The organism is Notoacmeibacter sp. MSK16QG-6 (assembly GCF_024158145.1).
Taxonomy (GTDB): Bacteria; Pseudomonadota; Alphaproteobacteria; order Rhizobiales; family Rhizobiaceae; genus Notoacmeibacter.
Genome location: NZ_JAMYXM010000002.1, coordinates 124,874 through 150,802 on the forward strand (window position 1 = coordinate 124,874; position 25,929 = coordinate 150,802).

23 protein-coding genes and 1 tRNA gene are annotated in these 25,929 nt (G+C 59.6%); 15 read left to right on the plus strand and 9 right to left on the minus strand.

Features of this window, described 5'->3' with window-relative positions:
• The first annotated feature begins 161 nt into the window (after positions 1-161).
• Positions 162-986, plus strand: a complete 825-nt coding sequence (locus tag NIM86_RS08320; protein WP_253381012.1) for an SDR family NAD(P)-dependent oxidoreductase — start codon at positions 162-164, stop codon at positions 984-986.
• A gap of 120 nt (positions 987-1,106) precedes the next feature.
• Here the strand turns inward: NIM86_RS08320 and NIM86_RS08325 are convergent, their stop codons facing one another.
• Both NIM86_RS08325 and ilvA read right to left on the minus strand, forming a co-directional pair.
• On the minus strand, positions 1,107-2,285 hold the full coding sequence (locus NIM86_RS08325) for an MFS transporter (RefSeq protein ID WP_253381014.1): 1,179 nt from the start codon (positions 2,283-2,285) through the stop codon (positions 1,107-1,109).
• A 70-nt stretch (positions 2,286-2,355) separates the two neighbouring features.
• Positions 2,356-3,603, minus strand: a complete 1,248-nt coding sequence (ilvA, locus tag NIM86_RS08330; RefSeq protein WP_253381963.1) for a threonine ammonia-lyase IlvA — start codon at positions 3,601-3,603, stop codon at positions 2,356-2,358.
• Positions 3,604-3,775: 172 nt separating this feature from the next.
• Between ilvA and NIM86_RS08335 the strand changes: the two genes are divergently transcribed.
• Together NIM86_RS08335 and NIM86_RS08340 are read left to right on the plus strand one after the other, a co-directional pair.
• On the plus strand, positions 3,776-5,233 hold the full coding sequence (locus NIM86_RS08335) for a TrkH family potassium uptake protein (protein ID WP_253381016.1): 1,458 nt from the start codon (positions 3,776-3,778) through the stop codon (positions 5,231-5,233).
• A 155-nt stretch (positions 5,234-5,388) separates the two neighbouring features.
• On the plus strand, positions 5,389-6,843 hold the full coding sequence (locus NIM86_RS08340; protein WP_253381017.1) for a TrkH family potassium uptake protein: 1,455 nt from the start codon (positions 5,389-5,391) through the stop codon (positions 6,841-6,843).
• A 13-nt stretch (positions 6,844-6,856) separates the two neighbouring features.
• Here NIM86_RS08340 and NIM86_RS08345 read toward each other — a convergent pair whose 3' ends face one another.
• A complete protein-coding gene (locus NIM86_RS08345) occupies positions 6,857-7,831 on the minus strand; it encodes a YihY/virulence factor BrkB family protein (RefSeq protein WP_253381019.1) in 975 nt (324 codons plus the stop codon).
• A gap of 138 nt (positions 7,832-7,969) precedes the next feature.
• Between NIM86_RS08345 and NIM86_RS08350 the strand changes: the two genes are divergently transcribed.
• The 7 genes from NIM86_RS08350 to NIM86_RS08380 all read left to right on the plus strand — a co-directional run bounded on the left by NIM86_RS08350 (position 7,970) and on the right by NIM86_RS08380 (position 17,061).
• Positions 7,970-8,054, plus strand: a tRNA-Leu gene (locus NIM86_RS08350).
• Between the two features lie 59 nt (positions 8,055-8,113).
• Entirely contained in the window at positions 8,114-8,863 is a 750-nt protein-coding gene (locus NIM86_RS08355; RefSeq protein WP_253381021.1) for a molybdopterin-binding protein, read from the plus strand.
• A 103-nt stretch (positions 8,864-8,966) separates the two neighbouring features.
• On the plus strand, positions 8,967-9,470 hold the full coding sequence (gpt, locus tag NIM86_RS08360; protein ID WP_253381023.1) for a xanthine phosphoribosyltransferase: 504 nt from the start codon (positions 8,967-8,969) through the stop codon (positions 9,468-9,470).
• Positions 9,471-9,474: 4 nt separating this feature from the next.
• The gene (locus NIM86_RS08365; RefSeq protein ID WP_253381025.1) at positions 9,475-9,954 is read left to right on the plus strand and encodes an NUDIX hydrolase; all 480 of its coding nucleotides are present in this window, start codon (positions 9,475-9,477) and stop codon (positions 9,952-9,954) included.
• An 83-nt stretch (positions 9,955-10,037) separates the two neighbouring features.
• Positions 10,038-11,570: an inorganic phosphate transporter gene (locus NIM86_RS08370; RefSeq protein WP_253381027.1), complete on the plus strand. Its 1,533-nt coding sequence runs from the start codon at positions 10,038-10,040 to the stop codon at positions 11,568-11,570.
• Between the two features lie 513 nt (positions 11,571-12,083).
• A complete protein-coding gene (locus tag NIM86_RS08375) occupies positions 12,084-15,935 on the plus strand; it encodes a vitamin B12-dependent ribonucleotide reductase (protein ID WP_253381029.1) in 3,852 nt (1,283 codons plus the stop codon).
• 451 nt (positions 15,936-16,386) lie between these two features.
• Positions 16,387-17,061: a hypothetical protein gene (locus NIM86_RS08380; RefSeq protein WP_253381031.1), complete on the plus strand. Its 675-nt coding sequence runs from the start codon at positions 16,387-16,389 to the stop codon at positions 17,059-17,061.
• A 491-nt stretch (positions 17,062-17,552) separates the two neighbouring features.
• Here the strand turns inward: NIM86_RS08380 and NIM86_RS08385 are convergent, their stop codons facing one another.
• On the minus strand, positions 17,553-18,467 hold the full coding sequence (locus tag NIM86_RS08385; RefSeq protein ID WP_253381034.1) for a copper resistance D family protein: 915 nt from the start codon (positions 18,465-18,467) through the stop codon (positions 17,553-17,555).
• A gap of 2 nt (positions 18,468-18,469) precedes the next feature.
• Positions 18,470-18,826 (minus strand): copper resistance CopC family protein, encoded by a 357-nt coding sequence (locus NIM86_RS08390; protein ID WP_253381035.1) that lies wholly within the window; start codon positions 18,824-18,826, stop codon positions 18,470-18,472.
• Between the two features lie 136 nt (positions 18,827-18,962).
• Here NIM86_RS08390 and NIM86_RS08395 point away from each other — a divergent pair, with 136 nt between their 5' ends.
• The 5 genes from NIM86_RS08395 (at position 18,963) to NIM86_RS08415 (ending at position 22,204) form a co-directional block, all read left to right on the plus strand.
• Positions 18,963-19,409 carry a CAP domain-containing protein gene (locus NIM86_RS08395; protein ID WP_253381037.1) on the plus strand — a complete coding sequence of 149 codons (447 nt, stop codon included), beginning with the start codon at positions 18,963-18,965 and terminating at the stop codon, positions 19,407-19,409.
• A 52-nt stretch (positions 19,410-19,461) separates the two neighbouring features.
• Positions 19,462-19,755, plus strand: coding sequence for a GNAT family N-acetyltransferase (locus tag NIM86_RS08400; protein ID WP_253381039.1), 294 nt, complete (start codon positions 19,462-19,464; stop codon positions 19,753-19,755).
• Positions 19,756-19,791: 36 nt separating this feature from the next.
• Entirely contained in the window at positions 19,792-20,754 is a 963-nt protein-coding gene (locus NIM86_RS08405) for a pirin family protein (protein ID WP_253381041.1), read from the plus strand.
• Positions 20,755-20,840: 86 nt separating this feature from the next.
• Positions 20,841-21,938: a histidine kinase dimerization/phosphoacceptor domain -containing protein gene (locus NIM86_RS08410; RefSeq protein ID WP_253381043.1), complete on the plus strand. Its 1,098-nt coding sequence runs from the start codon at positions 20,841-20,843 to the stop codon at positions 21,936-21,938.
• A gap of 128 nt (positions 21,939-22,066) precedes the next feature.
• Entirely contained in the window at positions 22,067-22,204 is a 138-nt protein-coding gene (locus tag NIM86_RS08415; RefSeq protein WP_253381045.1) for a DUF3563 family protein, read from the plus strand.
• Between the two features lie 57 nt (positions 22,205-22,261).
• Here the strand turns inward: NIM86_RS08415 and NIM86_RS08420 are convergent, their stop codons facing one another.
• The 4 genes from NIM86_RS08420 to NIM86_RS08435 form a co-directional block, all read right to left on the minus strand.
• The gene (locus tag NIM86_RS08420) at positions 22,262-22,681 is read right to left on the minus strand and encodes a DUF1330 domain-containing protein (protein WP_253381047.1); all 420 of its coding nucleotides are present in this window, start codon (positions 22,679-22,681) and stop codon (positions 22,262-22,264) included.
• A 13-nt stretch (positions 22,682-22,694) separates the two neighbouring features.
• Positions 22,695-23,405, minus strand: coding sequence for an alpha/beta hydrolase (locus NIM86_RS08425; protein ID WP_253381049.1), 711 nt, complete (start codon positions 23,403-23,405; stop codon positions 22,695-22,697).
• A gap of 224 nt (positions 23,406-23,629) precedes the next feature.
• Positions 23,630-25,234 (minus strand): NTP transferase domain-containing protein, encoded by a 1,605-nt coding sequence (locus NIM86_RS08430; RefSeq protein ID WP_253381051.1) that lies wholly within the window; start codon positions 25,232-25,234, stop codon positions 23,630-23,632.
• On the minus strand, positions 25,234-25,929 hold the full coding sequence (locus tag NIM86_RS08435) for an XdhC family protein (RefSeq protein ID WP_253381053.1): 696 nt from the start codon (positions 25,927-25,929) through the stop codon (positions 25,234-25,236). Before NIM86_RS08435 ends, NIM86_RS08430 begins: the two co-directional genes overlap by 1 nt.

A 25,929-nucleotide genomic window follows, 5' to 3' on the forward strand; every position in this document is an offset into this window, starting at 1 on the left:
TGACGTTTCGCCGCAGTGCCCATCGGCGCAAAAATACGTCTTTTCATCCGGCGGTTCACGCAATTGCGCAGAGCCCTATCTCTCTGATGCGAAACGCCTGCCAGCCGGAGTTCCCATCAATGTCACTTTATCGCGCCAGACCGGACGACGGACTATGTTTCATGACCGGAGCCTCATCCGGAATAGGCCGCGCGGCCGCCCTCGTCTTGGCGCGCAAGGGCTGGACTGTCGTAAGCGTCGCCCGCAGCGCCGATAAACTGCAAAGTCTGGCCGATGAAGCGGAAGGCCTGGCTGGCCGTATCATACCGCAAACCTGCGATGTCACCGACGAAAACGCCGTGAATGATCTGATGCGGCGCGTCGTCTCAGAATACGGTCCCATCGCTTTGGCCGTCTTCGTTGCCGGCAATTACTGGCCGGTCGTCGGCAGCGACCCAAGCCTTGAGAACATGAAGAAGACTTATGAAGTGAACGTCTTCGGCGTTCTTCACGGCTTGGTTCCCGCCATTCTTCATATGCGGGATCGCAATAAGGGGCAGATCGCTATCGTCGGCTCGGTCTCGGCCTATGGCGGCCTGCCCATGGCATCCGCCTATGGCGCATCAAAGGCGGCGCTCAACAACATGGCTGCTGCACTGAAATTCGATCTCGACAAGCTCAATATCCGGGTGCAGATCGTCAATCCCGGCTTTATCGATACCCCGCTGACTGAGCAGAACAACTTCAAAATGCCATTCCTGATGAAAGTGGAAGAAGCGGCCGAAGCGATGGTGGACGGCCTGGAAAATGGCAGTTTCGAAGTCACCTTTCCCAAATCGCTCGCCACGATTCTCAAGGTCGTCAATTTCTTTCCGTATGGCGTCTATTTCCCCGTCATGCGCCGGATAATGGGCTGGAAAGATAGGAAACTGCCCGCCCCGAAACATTTCTTTGCCAGGCAGGATCGTGATGAAGGGCCGGGCAAAACCGAAGCCGTCGAAGGTTGATACTCTTCATGGCCGACAGGGAGATAACCCTGACATTGCACGCGGTCTTTTCGATTCTCCGCCAGCGATTTACGGGCAGATGCGGAATCGCTTTCTTATCAAGCGAACGTGATATTTGACTCAGCTGCGGGGGCGCGCGTCCCGAGCGAACAGATATAGAAAGAGCCCACTCGCCAAAACGATCGCGTAAAAAACGAAGACGGCTTCGTAGCGGCTATCGGATGGGACTGTTGCAGCGATGCCGCCGCTCAACCACTGAAGTAGGCCGGCGCCGCCAATCGAAAAGAAATTGATCAGCGTCACGCCACGGCCCGTGAGCTCCTCTGGCACGAAGGCGCGTCCATGCGCCATGACGACACCATATGCGGCGCCGAACAGACCGATCGTGAAAAACAACATCGCCGCGCTCATTATCGAAATATCCACCCAAAGCCCAAGGAAGGCCAGCGCCGCAAGGACGGGCAGATTCCCACCGAGCACGACCCATTTGCGTGTGCGAAATAGTGTGTCCATCGGTCCATACGCGACGGAGCCGATCACCATGGCGATAGCCATGGCCAGTGTGACATTGCCGATCAGGATAGCATCGGCCCCAAAGCCTTCTGCAAGATAGGGGCCGGTCCAAAGGCCCCGAATATTGGCTGCGGGACTGTAGACAACGGCAGACATCAGCAGCACCGGCCAAAGCGCCCTGATCTTCAAAAGGCGTAGTGTGCCGGCGATACCGTCCGAAGAGGCCGAGCCTGACAGTCGAGGCGGATCTCGAACGAGAAGAAAAGTCAGACCGGCCGTCGCGATAGTGACGATCCCCAGTCCGCCGACGACATATCGCCAACCATAGGCTTCGGCGGCAAGAGCGAGCGGCGTCGTTCCGACGACATTGCCGGCAGAGCCTATGCCGATGAAGACGCTCATCAGAAGCGCCAGCCGGGCGGGATCGAATCGTCGGGCGAATAGAAACGTCGTCGCCATCAGCACAGGCGAACAACCCAGACCGAGAAGCCCCATGGCAATGACGATCATGAACGGTTCGGTCGCCAGCGCGAAGAGCATGGCGCCACCGCCGCCTGCAAAAAGCAGAATGGTCGAAGCCGTCCGTTTGGGGCCATATCTGTCAAGCGCGACACCTACGCCGAATTGCGACAGGGCAAACACCACGAAAAATGCGCCTGCCGCGACAGACAGCACACTGTCGCTCGCGCCGAGATCACTTTTCAGTGCCGGCACAAGAACGGCCAAAAAGGACCGGTAAAATTGCGACAGCACATAGGCCGCGCCCAAAACGATAAGATCGACCATCCCACCTCCAAGGCGGGCAAACTGACTGCGTAAGACACAACAGGCAACGATTAGCCTGTCGCCGGAACAATCAAATCAGGAGATTGGCCAGCAAATCGTTGTCGGTAATGTCCTGCCACTCCCAGCCGGCTTCGTCGAAACGTTCGATCAAAGCTGGAAAGTTCGACGCATTGTCGGTCTCGATCCCAATGACCACAGATCCGAAATTGCGTGCGCTCTTTTTCAGGTATTCGAAGCGGACAATGTCATCTTTCGGACCGAGAAGATGAAGAAAATCGCGTAATGCGCCTGGCCGCTGCGGAAAACGGAAAATGAAATATTTCTTCAGCCCTTCAAAACGAAGCGCCCGCTCCTTGACCTCCGGCAGACGTTCGAAGTCGAAATTACCCCCGGATGTGACGCAGAGCACGGTCTGACCGACAAGACCTTTCCCGTCTTCTCCCGCCAGATCGCCAAGCGCGTCGATGGCCAGCGCGCCCGCTGGCTCAAGCACCACGCCCTCAATATTGAGCATTTCGATAATGGTTCCGCAAAGCCTGTTCTCAGGTATGGCGAGAACCTCGGCCGGGTCGATGTGACGCAAAGCCGCGAATGGCAATTCGCCGATTTCCGCGACGGCCGCACCATCCACAAAACCGTCGATCCTTGGCAATTTCACGCGCACCCCGGATTCGAGGCTTGCCTTCAGGCTGGCCGCTCCGGCAGGCTCGCAGAGGGTGACCTTCGGATCGATCCCCGCCGATTTGGCAACCGCAAGAACACCTGTCGCCAGCCCGCCACCGCCGACCGGCAGAACGAGACGATTAAAGGATCGGCCCTCGGGCAATTGATCGAGAACCTCCGTCATCACCGAACCTTGTCCTTCGATGATATCGGGATGGTCGAATGGCGGAACCATCAAGGAATCGTTATGCGCCGCGAAGTTCTTCGCAGCGCTATAACACTGGTCGAAAATATCGCCGATAAGTTCGATCTGGACGAATTCGCCGCCGAAGGTCCTCGTCTTGCCGATCTTCTGGGACGGCGTCGTGACGGGCATGAAGACGGTGCCCTTCCGGCCGAAATGGCGACAGGCATAGGCGAATCCCTGCGCGTGATTTCCGGCGGACGCGCAGACAAAGCCGCCTGCGTGCTGCAGAACCGATTTCCGCATGAAATTGAATGCGCCACGCAGCTTGTAGGAGCGTACTGGCGAAAGGTCCTCGCGCTTCAGCCAGATATCGGCGCCGTAGCGCTCTGAAAGATACGCATTCTGCTGCAGGGGCGTGGGCTCGAACAATTCGCGCAGGGCATGCTGCGCCTCACGCGAAGCGCTCAGCGGATCATGGGAGCCAAAAGCGGACTGTTGTTGCAAAATGGGCTTCTCCACGGTTAATCGGCTACAAAACGGTGATCGTATTCTATAGGCTTTCTAAGAGCTCGGATGATCTGACTTCGTCATGGCAGCCTGAAAGGCCTGTCGCAAGACACCTTGGGAGAAGTGTGCCAACGTGACCACCTCGATTGTCCGCGCCACGCTGTTCATCGCCGCCTATTTCGCCCTCTATCTGTCTATGCTGATGCTGATTCCGGCCGCGGTCGACCTCTATGTCGGCAATCCGGACTGGCAGATTTTCGCCATCTCCGCCTTTTGTGTCGCCGGGCTCGCTCTCGCCACGATTTTTGCTACCCAAGCCCCGCCGCCGCCTCCCAGTTCGCGGCTCGCATTTCTGGTGGTCAACGCGCTTTGGCTGACCTTAAGCCTCGTCGGCGCGCTGCCGCTTTATATGTCCTCGCTCGACATCACTTTCATCGAAGCCCTTTTTGAGGGCGTCTCAGGCGCCACGACAACCGGCTCTACCGTACTGGACGGATTGGACGATCTGCCGCCCGGCCTTCTGCTTTGGCGCTCGATCCTTCAATGGATGGGCGGCGTAGGGGTGATCGCGCTTGGCGTTTTCATCCTGCCCTATCTCAATATCGGCGGGTTCAGCTTTTTTCGCATCGAGAGTTCGGACATCGAGGACCGGCCTTTCGCACGCTTCTCTACCTTCTCGGTCTCGATTCTTCTGATCTACACGGCGCTGACGGCGCTTTGCGCGCTCTTCTATGTCATGGGCGGCATGAGCGTTTTCGATGCCATCAACCATTCCATGACGACGCTGGCGACGGCTGGCTTTTCGACCCACGACGCCAGTTTCGGACATTTCTCCGCCGATCCGGTCCTGTTGTGGACAGCGATCGTATTCATGATTATCGGCGGCCTGCCCTTCACGGTCCTCGTCCTGTTTGCTTTTCGAGGACAGACCGAAGCGGCGCGCGATCCGCAGATCACGCTCTTTCTCTGCCTCATCGCCGGCGCGGCGATGGCGATGACGATCTGGCTGGTCCTTTACCAGGATTGGTCGTTCTTCCGCGCCCTCACCCATGCTGCTTTCAATGTCGTTTCGATCATCACGACCACCGGTTATGCGAGCGACGATTACACATCGTGGGGCCCGTTCGCAGTGGTAACGTTCTTCGCTGCGACCTGGCTGGGCGGTTGCTCCGGTTCCACCTCGGGCGGCACCAAGCCCTACCGATTCTTGATCTTGTGGCAGCTTCTGCGGACCGGCCTTCAACGTCTGCTTTTCCCGAAGATCGTCACGCCAATCCGCTATGGAGGCAGGCTGGTCACGACGGAAATGCAAGCGGCGGTGCTGCTTTTCGTATCGACATCGCTGGTCCTATGGATCGTGCTGGCCGTGGCGCTCGCGGCAATGGGCCTCGACCTGGTAACAGCTCTCTCCGGCTCCCTCACGGCTCTCATGAATGTTGGGCCTGCGTTCGGACCGATTATCGGGCCTGCGGGCAATTTCCAGCCTCTCGGCGACGGCGCGCTTCTGGTTCTGATCTTTGGCATGCTGCTCGGCCGCCTAGAGATCCTGACGGTTCTTGTTCTCTTCACCCCGCTCTTCTGGCGCCGATAAGGCGTACGGCCTGATTGTCCAGCCCAAAAATAAGAGCCCGCAAACCGGTTTGGTCCCTGTTCAGCTGCGTAACGACGCACTAAAAACGCTTTGGAGACACCTGTTCGGGGTTCCACAGTCCTGATCGTCTCCGCCGCAATGGGACGAATGCTGAATTGAACCTCGAACTTTTTCGGACCGCGCTGCATATCGCAGCGCATTTCGCGCTCTATCTGGCGATTGCCATGCTCTGCCCCGGCGCAGCCGACCTCTATGTCGGTAATCCGGACTGGCGGGTTTTCGCGATGACCTCATTCATCGTGGCGGGAATCGCTCTGGCCGTGATTCTCTCCACGCGTGGGCCGGCCCCTCGCCCCTCCGTTCGGCTGGCTTTTCTCGTGGTCAACATTCTCTGGCTGACCTTGAGCGTCGCCGGCGCAATGCCTCTCTATTTCTCGTCTCTTCCAATCGATTTCATCCACGCGCTGTTCGAAAGCGTGTCCGCAGTAACGACCACTGGCTCGACCGTGATTTCCGGCCTCGATGAGTTGCCGCCCGGTTTATTGCTTTGGCGCTCGCTGCTTCAGTGGATCGGCGGCATCGGCGTGATCGCTCTTGGCCTCTTCATCCTGCCTTACCTACGTCTCGGCGGGTTTTCCTATTTCCGGATCGAGAGTTCGGACATCGAGGATAGGCCATTCGCCCGCTTCTCAACCTTTTCCATCGCGCTGGTCAGCGTCTATCTCGGCCTCACATTTCTCTGTGGTTTCTGTTACCTGATTGGCGGGATGAGCCCGTTCGACGCGGTCAATCACGCATTGACCACGATGGCGACCGGCGGCTTCTCCACCCACGACGCATCCTTCGGCTTTTTTAGCAGCCCGTGGCTGATCTGGACCGCCACGATATTCATGGCTTTGGCAGGTCTGCCGTTCACGATCCTGGCGGTCGTCGCCTTCCGCCGACAGACCGACGCCTTCCACGATCCGCAGATCGAAACCTATCTTCTCATCCTGCTTGGTCTGATAAGCGTCTGCAGCATCTGGCTGATCGTGACCGACCAGTATGAACCCTTCGACGCGTTTACCCACAGCGCCTTCACCTTTGTCTCCATCGTGACGACAACGGGTTATGCGACCGAGGATTATAGCGGATGGGGCCCGTTGGGACTTCTTTTGGCATTCACAGCCATGTGGCTGGGTGGGTGCTCCGGCTCCACCGCCGGTGGCATCAAGACCTACCGCTTTGTCATTCTCTGGCAGGCTTTCACCAACAATTTGAAGCAATTGCTCTTTCAGAGAATTGTGTCGCCGATCCGCTACGGCGAGCGGGTGGTGACCGGCGATATGGAAAAGAGCGTGGCCCTATTCGTCGCCTCTTACGTCTGCATATGGGTCTTGCTTTCCGTGGCCCTGGCGGCAAGCGGCCTTGATATCATGACATCCCTGACGGGCGCTCTCACGGCCATCTCAAATGTCGGCCCCGGCCTCGGCACGCTGATTGGACCGGCGGGCAACTTCCAATCGCTGAATGATATTTCCCTGTCCATCCTGATGGTCGGCATGTTTCTCGGCCGACTGGAGATTGCGACGGTTCTCATGCTACTGATGCCGATTTTCTGGCGTCGCTAGGCCGTCTTCCGCATCAGGACTGGCTGGCAGTCGATTCACCGAGGTGATCGGCAACGAATGCGCCACGTTCGCCCATGGGTTTTTCAGGCGGCACTGTCGTGTCGGTTGCCGTCTGATGCTCGATCTCCGCATTGAGCTCGGCCCCCAGCATGATGATGGTGAGCGTCAGCCATATCAGAGTCATGAACCCGATCACCGCGCCGAGGGAGCCATAAGTCGCGTTGTAATCGGCAAAGTTGGAAACATAGAAGGAAAACGCCACCGAAACGGCCATGACGAGAACAACCGCAGCCACTGCGCCGACCGGCAGCCACTGCCATTCGGCGTTTTTGCGGCTCGGGCCGTATCGATAGAGAAGCATCAGACCCAGCGTGACCATCACGGCCAGAAAAAAGAAACCGGCAATACGGATCAGCGGGTCGAACCCGCCGAGATGAAGGAATTCGAGCACGATGGGCGTCACGACCACGACACCGATCATGCAGACGATCCCGATAACCGCGCCGAGCGTGAAGAGAAGCGCAATCGCATTAAGCCGAAAGAACCCGCGTTTTTCCGTTTCGTCATAGGCGACATTCATCGCCTCGAAGAGCCCCTTCATCCCGGAATTGGCGCTCCATATCGCAAGGCCGAGCGATAACAGAAAGGCGAAGGACAGCGTGGCGTCATCCTGGGTGGTCAGTCGCTGCAACTGATCGTGAATCAGATCGATTGCTGCGGAAGGCATGAAGCGCGACATCAGTGTAAGATGATCGGAAAGGGAGGCGGGATCGAAAAGCAGCCCATATGTGCTGATCAGCACGGACAGCGACGGTACGAGAGCCAGCAGCACGTAAAACGTGCCTCCCCCGGCGACCAGCAGGACACGATCCGAGCTTATCGATTGATAGGTACGGACGAAAATATCTTTCCATCCCTTCCACGGAATGTCCGCCACCGATTCAGCGCGACGTCCCCTGCCGCGCTCATGCTTCAGCACTTTGTTCATTGTCATCCCGCCCCTCGATACTCCTCTGTTTATAATCTGAAATCCGGACCGCTATCAAATGGATGGAAGCAGTCAAAGCCTCAGCGGAGCAGTTGCGAAGCGGCCAATGGCGATATACCGTCCGCGCCGCAAACGGGCGCCCCCTTGGCGGAATTGGTAGACGCAAGGGACTTAAAATCCCTCGACCTCGGTCGTGCCGGTTCGAGTCCGGCAGGGGGCACCATCGTTGCGGGCAGCGGAGCTGCACGGCATCCACCTCATCCTGCATCGACGCGGACACTTATGACAGATCAGCCCTCACAGCCCACAGCCGCAATGATCGTCATCGGCGACGAGATTCTCTCCGGTCGAACGAAGGATCGTAATGCCGGCCACCTGGCCGAACGGCTCGATGCGGTTGGAATCGCGCTACGTGAAATTCGGGTGGTGCCCGATGAAACATCGAAAATTGTCGAAGCCGTCGACCATCTACGCAGGCTTCATACCTACATTTTTACAAGCGGCGGTATTGGGCCGACCCATGACGACATAACAGCCGATGCCATCGCAAGGGCGTTCGAAAGACCGCTGATCGAAGATCCGCGCGCCATCGATATTTTGGAAGCCTATTATGCTAGACGGGAACTGCCTTTTACCCCGGCGCGTCGCCGGATGACACGCATGCCGGAGGGCGCTGGGCTCATAGAAAACCGTGTTTCCGCCGCGCCGGGCTTCATTGTCGACAACGTCCACGTCATGGCGGGCGTCCCGTCGGTTTTCGAAGCCATGCTCGATGCCGTGCTGCCTACGCTGAAAACCGCGCAGCCTCTGACGATCAAGACGATCGCAGCCGATTTCGGCGAAGGCACCTTCGGCGATGCGCTCGCCGGTGTTGCCGAGAACCATCCAGAGGTCTCCATCGGCTCCTACCCACGTCATGACGGCAAACGCTACGTCGCTGAAATCGTCATTCGCGGGCGCGATCAGGGAAATGTCGACGCGGCTATGGCCGATGTGCGCTCGATGCTGGAAAACCTCGCCGGAGTCGAATGAGGGGGTGACTTTTCACTTTACCGGCGATAGCGCCGTTGAAACACTTGCCGCTCTCGCCTTCGCGAAATAATTTGGCCGGCGCCTGTAAGGAGACCTGCCTTTCATGACACTTCCAGACAAAGCCTTTCCCGTATCGTGGGATCAGTTCCATCGTGACGCCCGCGCTCTTGCGTGGCGCCTGTCGTCGCGTGAGCAGCCGTTCCGTGCGCTTGTCTGCATCACCCGCGGCGGCCTGGTGCCGGCGGCTATCGTTTCGCGTGAATTGAATATCCGCACGATCGAGACCGTTTGCGTTGTGTCGTACACCGGCGAGATCGGGACTGAGCAGAGCCAACTCCGGCTTCTCAAGGAGATCGACGACGCCATCAAGGAAGATGGGGGGCGCGATGTGCTTATTGTGGACGAGTTGACCGATACGGGCCGGACGGCATCGTTCGTTCGCGAAATGCTCCCCAAGGCTCACTTCGCCACCGTCTATGCCAAGCCCGCAGGGCGACCTCTCGTCGACACCTACATCACCGAAGTCAGCCAGGACACATGGATCTATTTCCCCTGGGATCTGGACGTTACCTATGCGCAGCCCATAGCAGGCGCAGACTTCGATTAAGGCAATGAGATTTCGCCGTTTTCTCGACAGTGCGCTGGGGCATGTCGCCACGCTTCTAGGCGCTCCCCCGCCGAGATTACAGGCGGCAGCATTGCCTTACCGCCTTGTCGACGGCGAATTTCAGTTTCTGCTGATCACGAGCAATCGTACGAAACGCTGGATCTTGCCCAAAGGCGGCATCGAAAAGGGAGAAAGCACGGCCGAGGCCGCGCAACGCGAAGCCTTCGAAGAGTCCGGTGTGGTCGGCCAGGTCGGCAAGGAACCGATCGGCGTCTATGACGGGCGCAAATACCTCGGCAATGGCGCCACCATGCGCCTTCGCATTGTTGTCCATGCACTTTCGGTCGAAGCAATGGAAGACGAATTTCCAGAGGCAGGAGCGCGTGATTCGATGTGGATGTCTCCAAATGAGGCGTCCGAGGCCGTCGACGAATCTCAACTCGCTGCGCTTTTTCTATCCGCGCCAGAGAAACTCTTGGATTGAGAAGGCCTATAGGCCGCTGCCTGTTGTCATCCCATCGCAACCTGCCGTAGGCCTCAGAGGCTAGGCACTAGGGAGGCGAGCAGATGGCCGACACATTCCGTAAGGAAACGCTCGACAAGGATCTCTCTCGCGTCGGCGAGATCGAAGCTGCGACCAGCGCCCTGAACCGGCCGATGGTCGGTGTGGGGATCGCCTTCCTCTTCATGGTGCTGGTCATCGCCTTCGTCTCTATTGGACTTTCCGGTTCACCGGCCATGATCACCATCGTCGCCGCGGCGGCAATCGGCGCTTATATGGCGATGAATATTGGCGCCAATGACGTCGCCAATAATGTCGGCCCAGCCGTGGGCGCCAAGGCGATGACGATGGGCGGTGCACTGATTATCGCCGCTATCTGCGAAAGCGCAGGTGCGCTGATCGCCGGCGGCGACGTTGTCAGCACCATCTCCAAAGGGATCGTCGATCCCGCCGGCCTTGCCGAGACTCACACGTTCATCGCCGCGATGATGGCGGCGCTTGTCGCAGCCGGTCTATGGGTCAATCTGGCCACCGCCATTAACGCGCCCGCATCGACCACGCACTCCATTGTGGGCGGTGTCATGGGCGGGGGCATCGCGGCAGCCGGTTTCGCGACGGTCGACTGGGGCATCATGGGTGCTATCGCGGCGAGCTGGGTGATTTCACCGCTGCTGGGCGGCGTTATCGCAGCCTTCTTTCTTTACCTGGTCAAATCGCTGGTCATCTATCGGAAGGACAAGATCGCGGCGGCGCGACGCTGGGTGCCGATCTTCATCGCCGTGATGTTCGGGGCCTTTGCTGCCTATCTGACGATGAAAGGCCTGAAAAAGATCATTAAGGTCGATGGCGCGACCATCTGGATGATCGGGGCGACGAGCTTTGCGCTGAGCTGGGCGATCTTCCATCCGCTGATCCGTTCGCAGTCGGAGGGGATGGAAAACCGCAACCAGTCGATCCGCAAGCTGTTCCGCATTCCGCTGATCATTTCTGCGGCCCTCCTCTCCTTCGCGCATGGCGCTAACGATGTGGCCAATGCAGTCGGCCCTCTTGCCGCGATTGTCAGCGCGACCAGCGCCGACACTGTGTCGGCGAAAGTCGGCATTCCCTTGTGGGTCATGCTGATCGGCGCTGCCGGCATTTCGCTTGGCCTACTGCTGTTCGGGCCGAAGCTGATTCGCCTCGTCGGCAGCCAGATCACCAAGCTTAATCCGATGCGGGCCTATTGCGTGGCGCTCTCCGCCGCCATCACTGTCATTTTCGCGTCCTGGTTCGGCCTGCCGGTTTCTTCGACCCATATCGCGGTGGGCGCGGTGTTCGGCGTCGGCTTCTTTCGGGAGTTGTGGACCGCGCGATCTTCTCGCCGGCGACGTTATCTCGCCATGCAGCGCAGCCAAGGCGGGGCGATAAACGAGAATTCAACCGATGAGGCGTTGGAATCAGACGATACAGATAGCCAGCCCTCCCCGGAAGTCACCCGCCAGCGACGCCTCGTTCGCCGCGCACATGTAACGACGATCGCGGCTGCCTGGATTATCACGGTGCCGGCAACCGCCGTCTTGTCGGCGCTGATCTTCCATCTCATTCGCCCCTTCGTCTGACCGGCGGGCAATTAGCCTACCAAATGTCGCGAGAACTTCGCTTTCGCGCCCATGCAAGACCCTTTCTGCGTCGTCCACACTATCCCCAAACCACGCACACAAGATTTGGTAGGATGCACCAATTTGGATCACTAGCGGTCTTGCCTATTGATTCTCCCGCCCGACTCGCCTCCTTTTAGGATTTAGCGGAAGCTCCAAAGGCCTATGGCCCGCTTTTCGCAGCGTTTCCGGGGCATTGGGGATTGTGATTTTTTACCATTGCTTAACGCAATATATGGTAGTTTACTAAGTAACGAACCGCGACATGTAGGGGTGAAGCGGTCAAACAATAAGACGATTACACAGAGAGCGTGCCGACCCGAACAGAAGCCCAGAACGGCAATGCCGTCTGGCGCTGCTGGGCATGAATGCGGACAGAAACAAGGCTTGATCAGATGAGCGCCGGACGCGAAATCGACCAAGTCTCACACTATATATAGGGCCTCGAACGGGCCTCCATACGAGGGGATTAGAATGCAGATCACACGACGTTTCACCGAGGCAGGGCAGTCCGCCTACGAATCCATCGCCTTCCGCAAGGCGACCAGTGAGATCCGCAACCCCGATGGCTCCGTCGTGTTCCGCGCCGAGAACATCGACGTGCCAGCCCAATTCAGCCAGGTGGCGGCCGACATCATCGCACAGAAATATTTCCGTAAGGCCGGCGTGCCGGCGCGCCTGAAGAAGATTGAGGAGAACGATGTTCCCTCCTTCCTGTGGCGCTCGGTCGCCGATGAGGACGCCCTCGCCGGACTGCCCGAAGACGAGCGCTATGTCGGCGAAAGCGATTCCCGGCAGGTCTTCGACCGTCTCGCCGGCACCTGGACCTATTGGGGCTGGAAAGGCGGCTATTTCGATGGCGAGGAAGACGCTGCCGCTTTCCGCGACGAACTGGCCTATATGCTCGCCACTCAGCGCGTCGCGCCGAACAGCCCACAATGGTTCAACACCGGCCTCCACTGGGCCTATGGCATTGACGGTCCCGGCCAGGGCCATTTCTACGTCGATCCGTTCACCGGCCAGCTTGAGCAGAGCCAGTCGGCCTATGAACACCCGCAGCCCCACGCCTGCTTTATCCAGTCCGTCGCCGACGATCTGGTCAATGATGGCGGCATCATGGATCTGTGGGTCCGCGAAGCGCGTCTGTTCAAATACGGCTCCGGCACCGGCTCCAACTTTTCGCAGCTTCGCGGTGAAGGCGAAAAGCTCTCCGGCGGCGGCAAGTCCTCCGGCCTGATGAGCTTCCTGAAGATCGGCGACCGTGCCGCCGGCGCCATCAAGTCCGGCGGCACCACCCGCCGCGCCGCCAAGATGGTCGTCGTCGACATCGATCACCCGGACGTCGAGAGCTACATCGACTGGAAGGTGAACGAGGAGCAGAAGGTCGCCGCCCTCGTCACCGGCTCCAAGATCGTCAAGAAGCATCTGGCGGCGATCATCCGCGCCTGCGTCCATTGCGAAGGACCGGATGGCGACTGCTTCGATCCGAAGAAGAACCCGGAACTGAAGCGCACCGTCAAGGCCGCCAAGCGCGATCAGGTGCCCGAGAACTATATCCAGCGCGTCATCCAGTTCGCGCGCCAGGGCTACACAGATATCGAGTTCAAGACCTACGACACCGACTGGGACAGCGAAGCCTATCTCACCGTCGCCGGCCAGAACTCCAACAATTCCGTCTCGCTGAAGGACGACTTCCTGCGCGCCGTCGAGGCCGATCTCGATTGGCATCTGACCTCGCGCAAGACCGGCGAGACGATGAAGACCGTCAAGGCCCGCGATCTGTGGGACAAGATCGGCCATGCCGCATGGGCCTCGGCCGATCCGGGCCTGCACTTCAACACCACCATGAACGACTGGCATACCTGCCCTGAGGGCGGCCGCATCAATGCGTCAAACCCCTGCAGCGAATACATGTTCCTGGACGACACGGCCTGCAATCTCGCATCGCTGAACCTGTTGCAGTTCTACGACCGCGAAACCCGCCGCATGAAGCTTGACGATTACGAACATGCCGTCCGCCTGTGGACGGTTGTGCTCGAAATCTCAGTCATGATGGCGCAGTTCCCGAGCCGGCAGATCGCCGAACTCTCCTACCGCTACCGCACGCTCGGCCTCGGCTTCGCGAACATTGGCGGCGTGCTCATGACCGCCGGCATTCCCTATGACAGCGACGAGGGCCGTGCGATCTGCGGGGCGCTGTCCGCCATCATGACCGGCGTTGCTTACGAGACCTCAGCCGAAATGGCGTCCGAACTCGGCGCATTCCCCGGCTATGAGGACAATGCCGACGCCATGCTGCGCGTCATCCGGAACCACCGCCGCGCCGCACACGGCCAGACGGACGGTTTCGAGCATCTCGCGGTCAATCCGGTGCCGCTCGACCACGGCAATCTCGATGACGAGGATCTGACCGCCCGCGCCAAAGCCGCCTGGAACCGCGCTCTCGAAAAGGGCCAGGAGCATGGCTACCGCAACGCGCAGGCCACCGTCGTCGCGCCGACTGGCACGATCGGCCTCGTCATGGACTGCGACACCACCGGCATCGAACCGGATTTCGCGCTGGTGAAGTTCAAGAAGCTGGCCGGCGGCGGCTATTTCAAGATCATCAACCGCGCCGTGCCGGAAGCGCTCCGCACGCTCGGCTACAGCGAAAGCCAGATCGCCGAGATCGAAGCTTACGCCGTCGGCCATGGCAATATGAACCAGGCGCCCGCCATCAATCCGGGTTCGCTTGCCGCCAAGGGCCTGCCGGATGACAAGATAGCCATGCTGAACGAGGCGATGAAGAACGCCTTCGACATCAAGTTCGTCTTCAACAAATGGACCCTCGGTGAGGACTTCCTGCGTGACGAACTCGGCGTCACCGACGAACAGCTCGAGGATATGAGCTTCGAACTCCTGCCCCATCTCGGCTTCTCCAAGAAGGAGATCGAGGCTGCCAACATCCATGTCTGCGGCGCGATGACGCTGGAAGGCGCGCCGCACCTGAAGGATGAGCACCTGCCGGTCTTCGACTGCGCCAATGCCTGCGGCAAGATCGGCAAGCGCTACCTCTCGGTCGACAGCCACATCCGCATGATGGCCGCGGCGCAGCCCTTCATCTCCGGCGCGATTTCCAAGACCATCAATATGCCGAACGAGGCGACGGTGGACGATTGCAAGGCGGCCTACATGCTGTCCTGGAAGCTGGCGCTGAAGGCGAACGCCCTCTACCGCGATGGCTCAAAACTCAGCCAGCCGCTCAACGCTTCGCTCGTCGAGGACGATGAAGACGAGGACGCGCTGGAGGAACTGCTCGAAGCGCCAGCTGCCGCCCGCACGGCGGAAGTGGCCGAGAAGATCGTCGAAAAGATTATCGAGCGCGAAGTGCAGGTGCGCAGCCTCCGCGACAAGCTGCCCAATCGCAGAAAGGGCTACACGCAGAAGGCCGTCATTGGCGGGCACAAGGTCTATCTGCGCACCGGCGAATTCGATGATGGCCGCCTCGGCGAGATCTTCATCGACATGCACAAGGAAGGCGCCGCCTTCCGCGCCATGATGAACAACTTCGCCATCGCCATCTCGCTCGGCCTGCAATATGGCGTGCCGCTGGAAGAATATGTGGAGGCCTTCACCTTCACCAAGTTCGATCCCGCCGGCCCGGTCATCGGCAATGACGCCATCAAGAGCGCCACCTCGATCCTCGACTATGTCTTCCGGGAACTGGCCGTTTCCTATCTCGGCCAGAACGAACTGGCCCATGTCGACCAGTCGAATTTCGAGACCACAGCGCTCGGCAAGGGCATCAAGGAAGGCAAGACCGTGCCGGTCAGCAAGGGCTGGACGCGCGGCCACACGCTGAAGCTGGTGCCCGGCCGCGACGGGGCCGATGCCGGAACCGCCACGCCAGCGGGCTTTGCCAGCGGCAAGGCGCCCACCGGGGCCAACACCAACACGGCCAGCGCCAAATCCGGCAATGCGGCGGCGACCGCCAGTGGCGGCCACGCCGTGGCTGCGGCCAAGGGCGGCGCGGCGGTGGCGCTCGCGCTCAACGAAGAGCCGGCGGCCTTCAAACGCGACTATGAGGAGCGGCAGAAGGATTTCGAGGAAGACATCGCCCTCGACCATGAAGAGGAAGGCGTCACCGGCCTCTTCACCGCCGACAACGCCTCCTCCGCTGAAGCGGCCCGCGCCGAAGCCAAGAAGCTGGAAGCCGACCGCCGCGTCAAAGCCCTCTCCATGGGCTACACCGGCAATAGCTGCCCCGAATGCCAGAACTTCACGATGGTCCGCAACGGCACCTGCGAGAAGTGTGATACCTGCGGGTCAACGAGCGGCTGTAGCTGATCGCTAAAATGGAACTGCCGCCCTATTCCCTAAGCTGGGGATAGGGCATTTTTCCGTTGAGTAAGATTGAAATACAAGGATACGATCTGATTCGAAATTAGAAACACCAGCACCGCCCCTAAGGGCGGTGCTGGCTACCACGTTAGCCGGAGCTACGTGGGGCGAAAGAGCCAAAGCCCTCTCACCGCTTGCACCACAGAGAGTATGCTTTTTCCGAACTTCGTCGAGTTGCTCCGGCTCAAATCTTGAGCTTACAAGGAGTATCCAGTGCTCATACACAACGTATCAACAGGCGGTTTCAACCCCGTTCATAGCCAGATTCGTACGCTAGAGGAAGATGGTAAAATCGCGAAGTTTATCACGGAAAATTTGATCCACAGACATATCGCCTCCAGAGAATTAGTCACCAACGTTCTGCAGATTTCAATCATCGGATCAGGAGGGCGTTGAGATGTCGGTGCAAAAAATTCAACTTGGAAAACTTCTCCGCCTGATGGGCTCCGCCGACGAAAAGAGGGATCGCCTTCTAAAAAAGTTCATTCGAGAGGACATGAGGCGAGAAGCAAATCCGGGATCTGGTGGCGACTTCCATGTTCCCTTTTGGCACGATGCAAAGCGTCACGTTAATGGAGACGATTATCTACCAATCATGGTCGCTAAGCGCATAGCCGCTAGTTCCCGCAGGAAAAGACTCTATCCTGAGCTGGCGAATGGCTTCTTGGATTTTTGGAATACTAAGCGGCGATGGACAAACAAGGCCCTAATCTCAGAAGTATCAACCGTTCACGCCAACATGGCAATAACAGAACTTGGCGGCATCATCACTGTAAGAAACATGATGTACCTCAAAGCTGACAACAATACTGAGCGAGCATACTACCCTTACTTTTCGGAATGGCCAGCACTAAAACAAAATGAGGCACGGCTAGGACTATGGATATTAGCAAACTCTGGGATCGAAGTCGAAAAATCTAAGATTCGAATTCTAGATTTGATTCGAGGAAATTCGATATCCATCGCTGATGTTGGATTTTACGGTAACGAACGAGAGCAACTCGTAAAACGGTATCGGCGTTTGATAGAAAATTATGAACGGATAAGGGCCGAAATTGAATTAACAGGTTAGAAGCTCAGGGCGCGACCGCAGCCTCCAGCTGCAATCGAGGCACGTTCTCACTCCCGTAAACCTATCCACCCTCACCCGCGTTGCCTTATCATCCCCGCCGTCACCTTCCAGCAGGCGCGGGTCGCGAACCGGAGATCGGCGGGGGTGAGGCGTCGCGCGGCGCGGGTGGAAGGAGCCGGTCCTTCGCCCGGTGGGCAGGGAAACCCCTTTGGCCGCGTCTCTGTGCATGTTCGTCACCTTGGCCCGCAAGGGGGGTGGCGTCCGGCGGTGGATGCCAGCGCTGCACCCTCGCGTTCAGTGCGAAGGCCCCATCGTCCTAAAGGCATTTCAGGGTCAAATACGCCACGGGCGACCGGATCAGGTCGCGAAACACATAGATAGATTGAGCGCGTCCCCCGGTCGCCCGTCTGCCTGCATCGTCTCTCAACAGCCAGACGGCTCATCAAGCCGGGCGTGGCGGCGATGGCGCATGCGCGTCATTACCGCCCCGCTCACATCTCCGGCACGGTGAAGGACGTGGTCAGCACCGCCGTTGCCGCAAAGACGGCCAGAAAGAGCACGCCCTCCACCAGCAGCGACCGGCGGAACCGTGCCGCCGCACCGGGCCGAGACGCCATCAGACCGGGCACGAAGCGTAGCTTGTTCAGCGCCGCCATCACCAGGACAAGGCCGACAAGGCCAATCTTGATCAGCAGCATCCGCCCGTAGACGCTTTCGAAAAGCTGCGCCGGCCCGCCGAGCAGGAACCATCCGAGGGCGAGGCCCGCCGCGATCAAAAGCGGCACGATGAGGCTCGCCTGCCGCCCGAACCGTTCGGCAATGGCCGCCGCCTGCACATTGTCGTAAACCGGCCCGCTCAGGCGATGGAGCGGCAGGATCGCGCCCCACCAATAGAAAATGCCGAGCAGGTGGACGGTCAGAAGCGCCGCCAGCGCCCATTGCGGATCGCGTGTGGCGTGGCCCACCAAGGCGAAGGAAAAGGCGACGAGGATTGCGCCGAGAAGAGATGCGAGCACGCGCAGGCGCGGCACCAGAACGGCCACGAGAAGCAGGGCCAGACCGATAAGCCGGATCGCGCTGGACTGGCCCAGCGGACCCTCCACGCTGAGCGCGATCATGTCGGGATCGACCATGCCGGATAGCCCGTCATCGAGCAGGCGCCCGGCCTGTATGCCGACCCGCAGGAGCGTGGCGGCGGCGGCCACGACAATCGCCATAAGGGTAACCGGCTTCAGGCTGGCGAACAGCCGGTCGCCGGCCTCGGGCAAAGCGAGGCGAAAGAGCAGCAGCCCGCAGGCGAGAAAGGCCGAAACATAGAGCGTGAATTTCGTCGCGGCGGCGGCCAGCGCCCATGGCATCAGCACCGACGCCAGCGTTGCGGACCAGCCGGCCGTCTCGGCGTCCAAACCTAGTTTCCGGTCACTTCGAAGGAGAAATCCCCTTTGATGACATGCCCGTCATCGCCCAGCGCGCGCCATTGCACGCTGTATTGGCCCGGCCCATCGAATTCCGGCTCGAGCTGAATATCGGTCACGGGCGAGCGCGTCGGGATGGCGACCTTCGTTTCATCGGTCATGTCGCCGGTCTTGTGGATCAGAACCACCTTCACCAGCCGTGCGGGCGCACCGAACGTCAGGTCCAGCGTTTCGGGCGCCGCTTCCAGCACCGCTCCGTCCGCCGGCACGCTCTGCTTGAGCGGCGAATGCGCCAGAGCCGGCATCGTGAAGATCACAAGGGCGAGCGTCGCGCGAAGCATTTTCTTCATTGGCATTGACTCCCATTTCGATACTCGGATGCACCATCTAGTAGGTAAACGCTGTTTCGTCCCCTTCAAGGCGATCGCCATTGTCCGGCCTCATGGCTCGCGCAGATCGGCAAAACATTTGAGGGAGAATGATTCGATGAGCCTGACCCGCCGCGCCCTGTTCGCTGCACCCCTGCTTGCGCTGGCTGCCTGTACGTCCGGTTTCGATCCCGCTCTGCTGGAGGCATCGGGCGATCAGGCGGTCAATCGCCTCCGGGCCGACAAGGGGCTGCCAGCGCTTCGCCGCGATACCGGGCTAGCCCGCGCTGCGCAGCAACAGGCCGACGCGATGGCTGCGAAAGAGACGATGAGCCACGCCGCCGGCGGTGCCTTCGCCGGGCGCGTCCGCCGCTTCTATGACGGCCAGTATTTCGCCGAGAACATCGCCGCCGGACAGCGCGACCTTGGCGGGGCGGTCGCTTCATGGATTCAGTCGCCGCCCCACCGCCGCAACATGCTGAACGCCAAGATGCGCGCCTATGGCATTGCGTCGGCCAAAAGCGCCAGCGGCAAGCGCTATTGGGCAATGGTTCTCGCCGGCTAGTCGTGCCATCCTCGGTGGAAGACGCAGCCGGCGGCGAAAGAGGGTGAAGCGCATGACCGACACCATCGAAATCTCCCGCGAGGAAGGCGAAACGAAAGGCCGCTACGTCGCACTGGTAGACGGCCTTGAGGCCGAGATGACCTATTCCCGCCTCGGCGACATCTCCATCATCATCGACCATACCGGTGTGCCGGATGCGCTGCGCGGCAGGGGCGTCGGTGAGGCTCTGGTCAAGCGCGGGGTCGAGGATGCGCGCGCCGAGGGGCGCACCATCATTCCACTCTGCCCGTTCGCCAAGGCGCAGATCGCGCGGCATCCCGATTGGCAGGACGTGCTGAAGCACTAGATCGGGAACAAACCGGACGACCAGGAGGAACGCGCCATGTCCTTTTCGCCCTGCCCAGATCCCGTCCCCGGCGATGCCGACAGTGTCGACGCCATCGAGACGCTGATCGTGCCCCGCGCCGTCGATCTCGGCGAAATGGAGGTGCGGCGCGCCCTGCCCTCGACCAAACGGCAGATGGTCGGCCCGTTCATCTTCTTCGATCAGATGGGACCGGCGGAGTTTCTGACCGATCAGGGCATCGATGTGCGCCCGCATCCGCATATCAATCTGGCCACTGTCACCTATCTGTTCGAGGGCGAAATCCGCCACCGCGATTCTCTCGGCACGGACATCGCCATCAATCCGGGCGCCGTGAACTGGATGATGGCTGGGCGCGGCATCGTCCATTCGGAGCGAACGAGCGAAAAGCGCCGGCAGACCGGCCAGAAGCTGTTCGGCATACAGACCTGGGTGGCGCTGCCGGAGGACGCCGAAGAGCGCGATCCGGACTTTATCCATCACGGCGCGGCCGATCTGCCTATTGTCACCGATCATGGAGTGGAAGCGCGGCTAATTGCCGGCCAGTGGATGGGCGCATCATCGCCGCTTCGAACCGCATCGGAAACGCTGTATGCCGATGTTCAGATACAGAACGGCCAGTCCGTGCCAATCGATCCGACATACGAAGAGCGCGCGCTCTACACGATTGTTGGCGCCATCGAGATTGCCGGCCAGAGTTTCGGGCCGAACCAGCTTCTGGTCCTGCGACCCGGCGATTCCATCAAAGTCACGGCCACCTCAGACGCCCGTTTCATGCTGTTCGGCGGCGCGTCGATGGGCGGTCCGCGCTACATATGGTGGAACTTCGTTTCCTCACGCGCCAACCGGATCGAGCAGGCGAAGGAAGAGTGGCGGCAGGGCCGGTTCGGCACCGTGCCGGGCGATGAGGACGACTTCATCCCGCTGCCGGAGAACGCCAGCAAGCCGCGCCGCGCCACCGGCGGCGTCATCTATCCTTGAGGGTTAGCGCAACCGCCGCCCTTAACCGGCCTCAATTGGCTGTCAACGCTGGGAAACGCTGATCGGGGACAAGGCGGGGAATCGCTGTGGCGATAACGATGGGACAGGGGCACGAAAGCGGGCTGACGCCGCGCGAAAGTCGGCTCGTTGCAATGGAAATCGATGGCGTCAGCGGCTGGGTTTTCTCCGCCGTCGCCTTTCTTGTTGCGTTCGGCGTGCGCTATGCGCTCAATCTCGATCTGCCGATCGGCTTTCCTTATCTGACCTTCTTCCCAGCGGTCATCATCACAACCTTCGTCGCCGGCCTTTGGCCTGGCATCGCCAACGCCGTCGCGGGTGGGCTCGCGGCCTGGTATTTCTTCATCGCGCCCTATGGCAGCTTTGCCTTGAACGGTAACTCGGCCCTCGCGCTCGGCTTCTACATCTTCATCGTGGGCACCGACATCGCCATACTGCATGTGATGAGCCGGGCTCTCCACCGGTTGGCGGAGGAGCGCCAGCGCAGCGCTGAACTGGCCAGAAGCCGCGAATTCATGTTCAGCGAATTGCAGCATCGCGTCTCAAACAATCTGCAGGTCGTCGCCTCGATGATGCAGATGCAAAAGCGCCAGATCAACGATCCGGACGCCATGAAGATCGTCGATGAAGCCATTCGCCGCCTGCAACTCGTCAGCAAGATCCAGCGCGCACTTCACAATCCGCACGGTCAACGCATTCCGCTGCGAGAGTTTTTGAATGGCATGGTGCCGGACGTGATCGAGGCGGCAGGCGGACCGCCCGGCATCACTTACGATGTGACGGCCGACGCTTCGGCTCAAAACGTGATTCTGACCAGTGAGCAGTCTGTACCCGTCGGTCTGATCGCAGCGGAACTGGTGGCTAACTCCGTAGAGCATGGATTCAACAAACGCGATCGAGGCCATATCGATATCCATGTCGGCCGCGCCCCCGATGGACGGATCGCGCTTGGCATCAGCGATGATGGCCACGGCATAGCCGACGATTTCGAATTGGCTAAATCACGTTCGCTCGGCATGCAGATTGCGCGGGCTTTTGCGCTGCAGCTCGGCGGTGAATTGTCCTTGCAGCGCGACAATGGAACCCGGGCAATGCTTATCTTTCCAGAGGGCGCTGGCGATGACGCCCTATTCTCGGATACGAATACATTGGCCGGCCTGAATTGATTCACATACCTTGTTGATAAGCCATGCATTAATGCAATGCTGCTCCGCAGCAAAAGCGCTTCAAAATTCCCGCCCTCTCTCGCATATTAGCGTCAACGCAATTGAGATAAACCGAGGGAAACAGACCAATGGGTAGCCGTTTTTTCAAATTCCGCAGCCGCCGCGAACGTGACGAAGACTATCTGGCCAAGGCGACCGATCTGGTCGATCTGGAGCGCCGCATGCGCGAACTGGATCGGGCCGCAGGCCGCATCCCGAACTTCTGATCGTGATGATATCGAAAGACTGAGAACCCGCCGAGATCGGCGGGTTTTTTCATGCTCTTAGCCGAAACTGTTTCCGCCATTTTGCGGAGACGTTCGAATAAGGCGCGACGTCAGCACCGCTGCCTGGCGATGTTTTACCGCTTGACGATAGGCGGGATCGCGAACCATCTCGACGAAAGCCTCAAGGCTGGGATATTCCGCGATGAAACAATGGTCCCAATGTTCCTGCTTCGGGCCGATCAGCATGAACTCGAAAGCACCGCGCCAGACTATACGTCCGCCAAGCCGCTGAAAGACTGGGCCGCTTTCCCGACCATAGGCCGCATAGGCATCGGCGCCACTCATCTTTCTTCCGTCGTCGTAAACCGCAAAATCCCGAAGGCGGACGAGATTGAGCATGTGAAGCGGCCCTTCCCGCTCCATAGCGCGAAATGCTGCGAAGGTCTCTTTGTCGGGATCGACATAATGGTCCGTCATCGAGTTTCGGCGCTCACTGCGCGAGTATCCAATTAATCGTACGACGCCAGTCGATCATGCGGATCGGCGTTCCATGATTGCCGCTTTCATAGCGGTCCATCCTCACCGGGTAGCCATCCGACCCGGCCCGGAGCATCCCGTAAAATCGGTCCGCATCACCGATGGCGAACACCGGATCGCGGCTGCCATGACCGATAAAGACGGGAAGGCGCGCACGATAGGCGGCGCTGGAAGTGAAGTTTTTATCGGCCGGCGCGGCCAGATATATCAGGCCAGTGAGTTGTTTGACGGTGGCTTTGCCGTGAGCGAGGCGGTGGCAAATGTAGCCGCCCATCGAACCGCAGGCGACAATAACCTCCGCTCGCGGCGACTGCTTGAGCAGTTCATCGATGAGCGAAGCAACCTGGTCCGCCCCCGTTTCACCGAAATCACGAAAGGTCGGCGTTACATAAAGCCCTCCGTTCCGGGCCATCAAATTGCGGATACGGTTGAAATTGCCGCCGAAAATCAAATCGCGACTGCCGAGCTTCTCGTCGCCGCCCTGCCCATGCAGAAAGATCGTTATCACGGATGCGCCGCGTAGTTTGCCGGTCGCGATGAACGGAATATTTCCAGCCCCTGTCTGCAGAGCGAGAGAAGTTTCCTTACGCCGCACCGACATATCCAGATAACGGCGCTTCGCGCGCCGCTCGGGGACGGCATCGCGACCATTTATGTCCCGCATCTCCTGGTAGTCGATAACTCTATAAGCGCCATCATCGCGCTCTGCGACAACTCGGTTCGTAAAAAGCTCGTCCTTGAACGGCGAGAGCCCCCCCTGCGCCAACCCCATTGATGTTGGAGCAAGATAAAAAAGGGCAATGAGCCAGGATACTCTGAGCAAACGTACCGACCGCATAAGCGGTAGCATCGCGGGAAGACGCCGGCAGGACAAGCCCAAGCAGAGGATCATTGCTCGAACGAACCGCCAGCGGCAGCCAACGCTTCTGGCGTATCGATATCGATCAAGGCGGCGTTGCCGATCTCAACCAAGACCGTTGGTGCCCCACTGGCTTCGATCAGATGTCTCGCGCCAGTGTCACCCGTGAGATGCATGGCTTCGCTGACGATACCGGCGGGCAAAATTACCGGATTGCCAGCCTTTCCACGGCTACTTCCGCGGGTAACAGCTCGTCCGCCATGTTTTTGAAATTCTTGGATTATCCTGTCGATGTGATCAGCGGTCACATGCGGCATATCGCCGAGAAGAATGACAGCGCCGTGTCCGGAGGGGACAGACTCAAGACCGGCTCGGAGAGACCCAGCCATGCCTTCAGCAAAATCTGGATTATGTCTGAACGCAACGGAGAGGTCTGCGAGCGTATCCCCGATCTTCTCTACATCGTGGCCCGTGACGACAATGACGCCGTCGACGACGCTTCTCAGCGCCTCACGCGCCACGCGATGGACAGACGTCTCGCCGTCGAATGAGGCGAGCAGTTTGTTGCGCTCGCCCATGCGCTTCGAAGCGCCTGCGGCCAGAACGATTGCCGAGACGGGAACGGGTTCGGGGTTGTTCTCGCGTGGGCGGGGACGGGTCTCGATCTCCTGCAGCAAACCGCCCACGCCCATCGCCGCGATCTCCTCAGACGACGGCGGATTGTCAACGAGAATGCGATCCAGAACCCAGTCGAATCCGTTCTCCTTCGGACTTCTCGCGCAACCCGGCGCGCCGATGACCGGCTTGCCGCGAATGGTGCCCAGGACAAGCAGGTTGCCGGGATCGACGGGCATCCCGACCCGTTCGACCGATCCCTCGGCCCTGTGTATCGCCGCCGGAATGACATCGTCGAAATCACAGACGGCGCTCGCACCGAAAACGATCAAAAGATCATGATTGTCAGCCATCCTGACAAGGGCGTCCGACAACGCGTCATCGCGGTGTGCGACCCGCATCTCCCGTGCAATATGGCTTCCGGCCCGCGCCAGACGTGCCGCCGTCACCTCTGCCGTCTTGGAAAGCATCTTGTCCGCTGTACCGCCAACTGTGGTTTGGATAAGACCGACACGTTTCGGCTGAAAGGCTACGAGTTCGAGCGCAGGTCTCTTGCCGCCTAGCGCGGCAATGCACTCATCGACGGTGTTTTGCGAGACGAAAAACGGAATGATTTTCACCGTTGCAAGCATCTGGCCAGTTCGCACCATCGCGCCATCCGGCAAAGTTGCAATCGTCACAGCGGGATCGATGGCGTTGAGGGCGTTGAGCGCTGCAATATCGATTGAGAGAAGCCCCGGTCGCCCGGCATGAAGATTGACACGTCCGGTTCCCGCCTCGCCCGCATAAATGCCCAGTGCGATCAGACGCTTCGCAAGACGATCGGCCGCATCGTTTTCCGTCAGGTCGTCAGCATCGGGTTGGGCGGCAATGACCTCTGTAAATTTCTCACGGATCATCTGCGCGATGATTTCCCGGCCCAGCAAGGTGCCTTTCGACAGGCGCCTGCCGCCTAGCTGAAGTGAATGCGCGAGCGTCGCTCCCTCCGCATCCGCGACCGGAATTGGTCCAAATCGCATCAGACCAAGCTTTCCATTCCACGCTTTCGAAAAGCGGCAATCATCTGCGCCAATACGGCAACCGCAATCTCCTGAGGATTGGCTGCGCCGATATCCAACCCGATGGGCGCATCGATGCGCCCAATGGCAGCTTGGCCAAAACCTGCATCCGTCAACCGCTCGATCCGCCGCCCATGCGTTTTGCGGCTGCCAAGCGCACCGATATAGAAACAGTTTGCCTCAAGAGCGGCAATCAATGCCGGATCGTCGATCTTTGGATCGTGGGTGATGGCAGCGAGCGCGGTATAGGCATCTAACGGTCTGGAGGAAAGCACATCCTGTGGCCAGTCCGCGTGTAGTGTCACATCGGGAAATCTGTCCGGTGTCGCAAAAGCTCCACGCGGATCGATGATTTCGAGATCGTAACCCGCTGCCCGCGCCATCGGCGCCAGCGCCTGGCTTATGTGCACTGCGCCAATCACGACGAAACGGACCGGCGGCACATAAGCATTGAGAAACAGCGCTTCGCCGTCGACATCCGCCGTTCCGGCCTTGCCCGCCCGCAAAACCTTGCTTGCAGCCTGACCAAGCGCATCGTCGGGCATTTCGCCTTCCAGCAACAACTGGCGGACGCCCTCCTCTTCGCTTGCAACGGTGACAGCGCCGCGCCGGCTGGCCCGCGCTTCATTGAGCTGTTCGAGGATGCTCTTCTTCAT

Bases quoted from the DNA above. Each gene is read 5' to 3' on its own strand.
- NIM86_RS08430 (WP_253381051.1), bottom strand. From the start codon at position 25,234: ATGCGATTTGGACCAATTCCGGTCGCGGATGCGGAGGGAGCGACGCTC.
- NIM86_RS08415 (WP_253381045.1), top strand. From the start codon at position 22,067: ATGGGTAGCCGTTTTTTCAAATTCCGCAGCCGCCGCGAACGTGACGAA.
- NIM86_RS08425 (WP_253381049.1), bottom strand. From the start codon at position 23,405: ATGCGGGACATAAATGGTCGCGATGCCGTCCCCGAGCGGCGCGCGAAG.
- NIM86_RS08380 (WP_253381031.1), top strand. From the start codon at position 16,387: ATGTCGGTGCAAAAAATTCAACTTGGAAAACTTCTCCGCCTGATGGGC.
- NIM86_RS08405 (WP_253381041.1), top strand. From the start codon at position 19,792: ATGTCCTTTTCGCCCTGCCCAGATCCCGTCCCCGGCGATGCCGACAGT.
- gpt (WP_253381023.1), top strand. From the start codon at position 8,967: ATGACACTTCCAGACAAAGCCTTTCCCGTATCGTGGGATCAGTTCCAT.
- NIM86_RS08390 (WP_253381035.1), bottom strand. From the start codon at position 18,826: ATGAAGAAAATGCTTCGCGCGACGCTCGCCCTTGTGATCTTCACGATG.
- NIM86_RS08375 (WP_253381029.1), top strand. From the start codon at position 12,084: ATGCAGATCACACGACGTTTCACCGAGGCAGGGCAGTCCGCCTACGAA.
- NIM86_RS08370 (WP_253381027.1), top strand. From the start codon at position 10,038: ATGGCCGACACATTCCGTAAGGAAACGCTCGACAAGGATCTCTCTCGC.
- NIM86_RS08325 (WP_253381014.1), bottom strand. From the start codon at position 2,285: ATGGTCGATCTTATCGTTTTGGGCGCGGCCTATGTGCTGTCGCAATTT.
- NIM86_RS08320 (WP_253381012.1), top strand. From the start codon at position 162: ATGACCGGAGCCTCATCCGGAATAGGCCGCGCGGCCGCCCTCGTCTTG.
- NIM86_RS08355 (WP_253381021.1), top strand. From the start codon at position 8,114: ATGACAGATCAGCCCTCACAGCCCACAGCCGCAATGATCGTCATCGGC.
- NIM86_RS08395 (WP_253381037.1), top strand. From the start codon at position 18,963: ATGAGCCTGACCCGCCGCGCCCTGTTCGCTGCACCCCTGCTTGCGCTG.
- NIM86_RS08345 (WP_253381019.1), bottom strand. From the start codon at position 7,831: ATGAACAAAGTGCTGAAGCATGAGCGCGGCAGGGGACGTCGCGCTGAA.
- NIM86_RS08400 (WP_253381039.1), top strand. From the start codon at position 19,462: ATGACCGACACCATCGAAATCTCCCGCGAGGAAGGCGAAACGAAAGGC.
- NIM86_RS08420 (WP_253381047.1), bottom strand. From the start codon at position 22,681: ATGACGGACCATTATGTCGATCCCGACAAAGAGACCTTCGCAGCATTT.
- NIM86_RS08365 (WP_253381025.1), top strand. From the start codon at position 9,475: ATGAGATTTCGCCGTTTTCTCGACAGTGCGCTGGGGCATGTCGCCACG.
- NIM86_RS08435 (WP_253381053.1), bottom strand. From the start codon at position 25,929: ATGAAGAAGAGCATCCTCGAACAGCTCAATGAAGCGCGGGCCAGCCGG.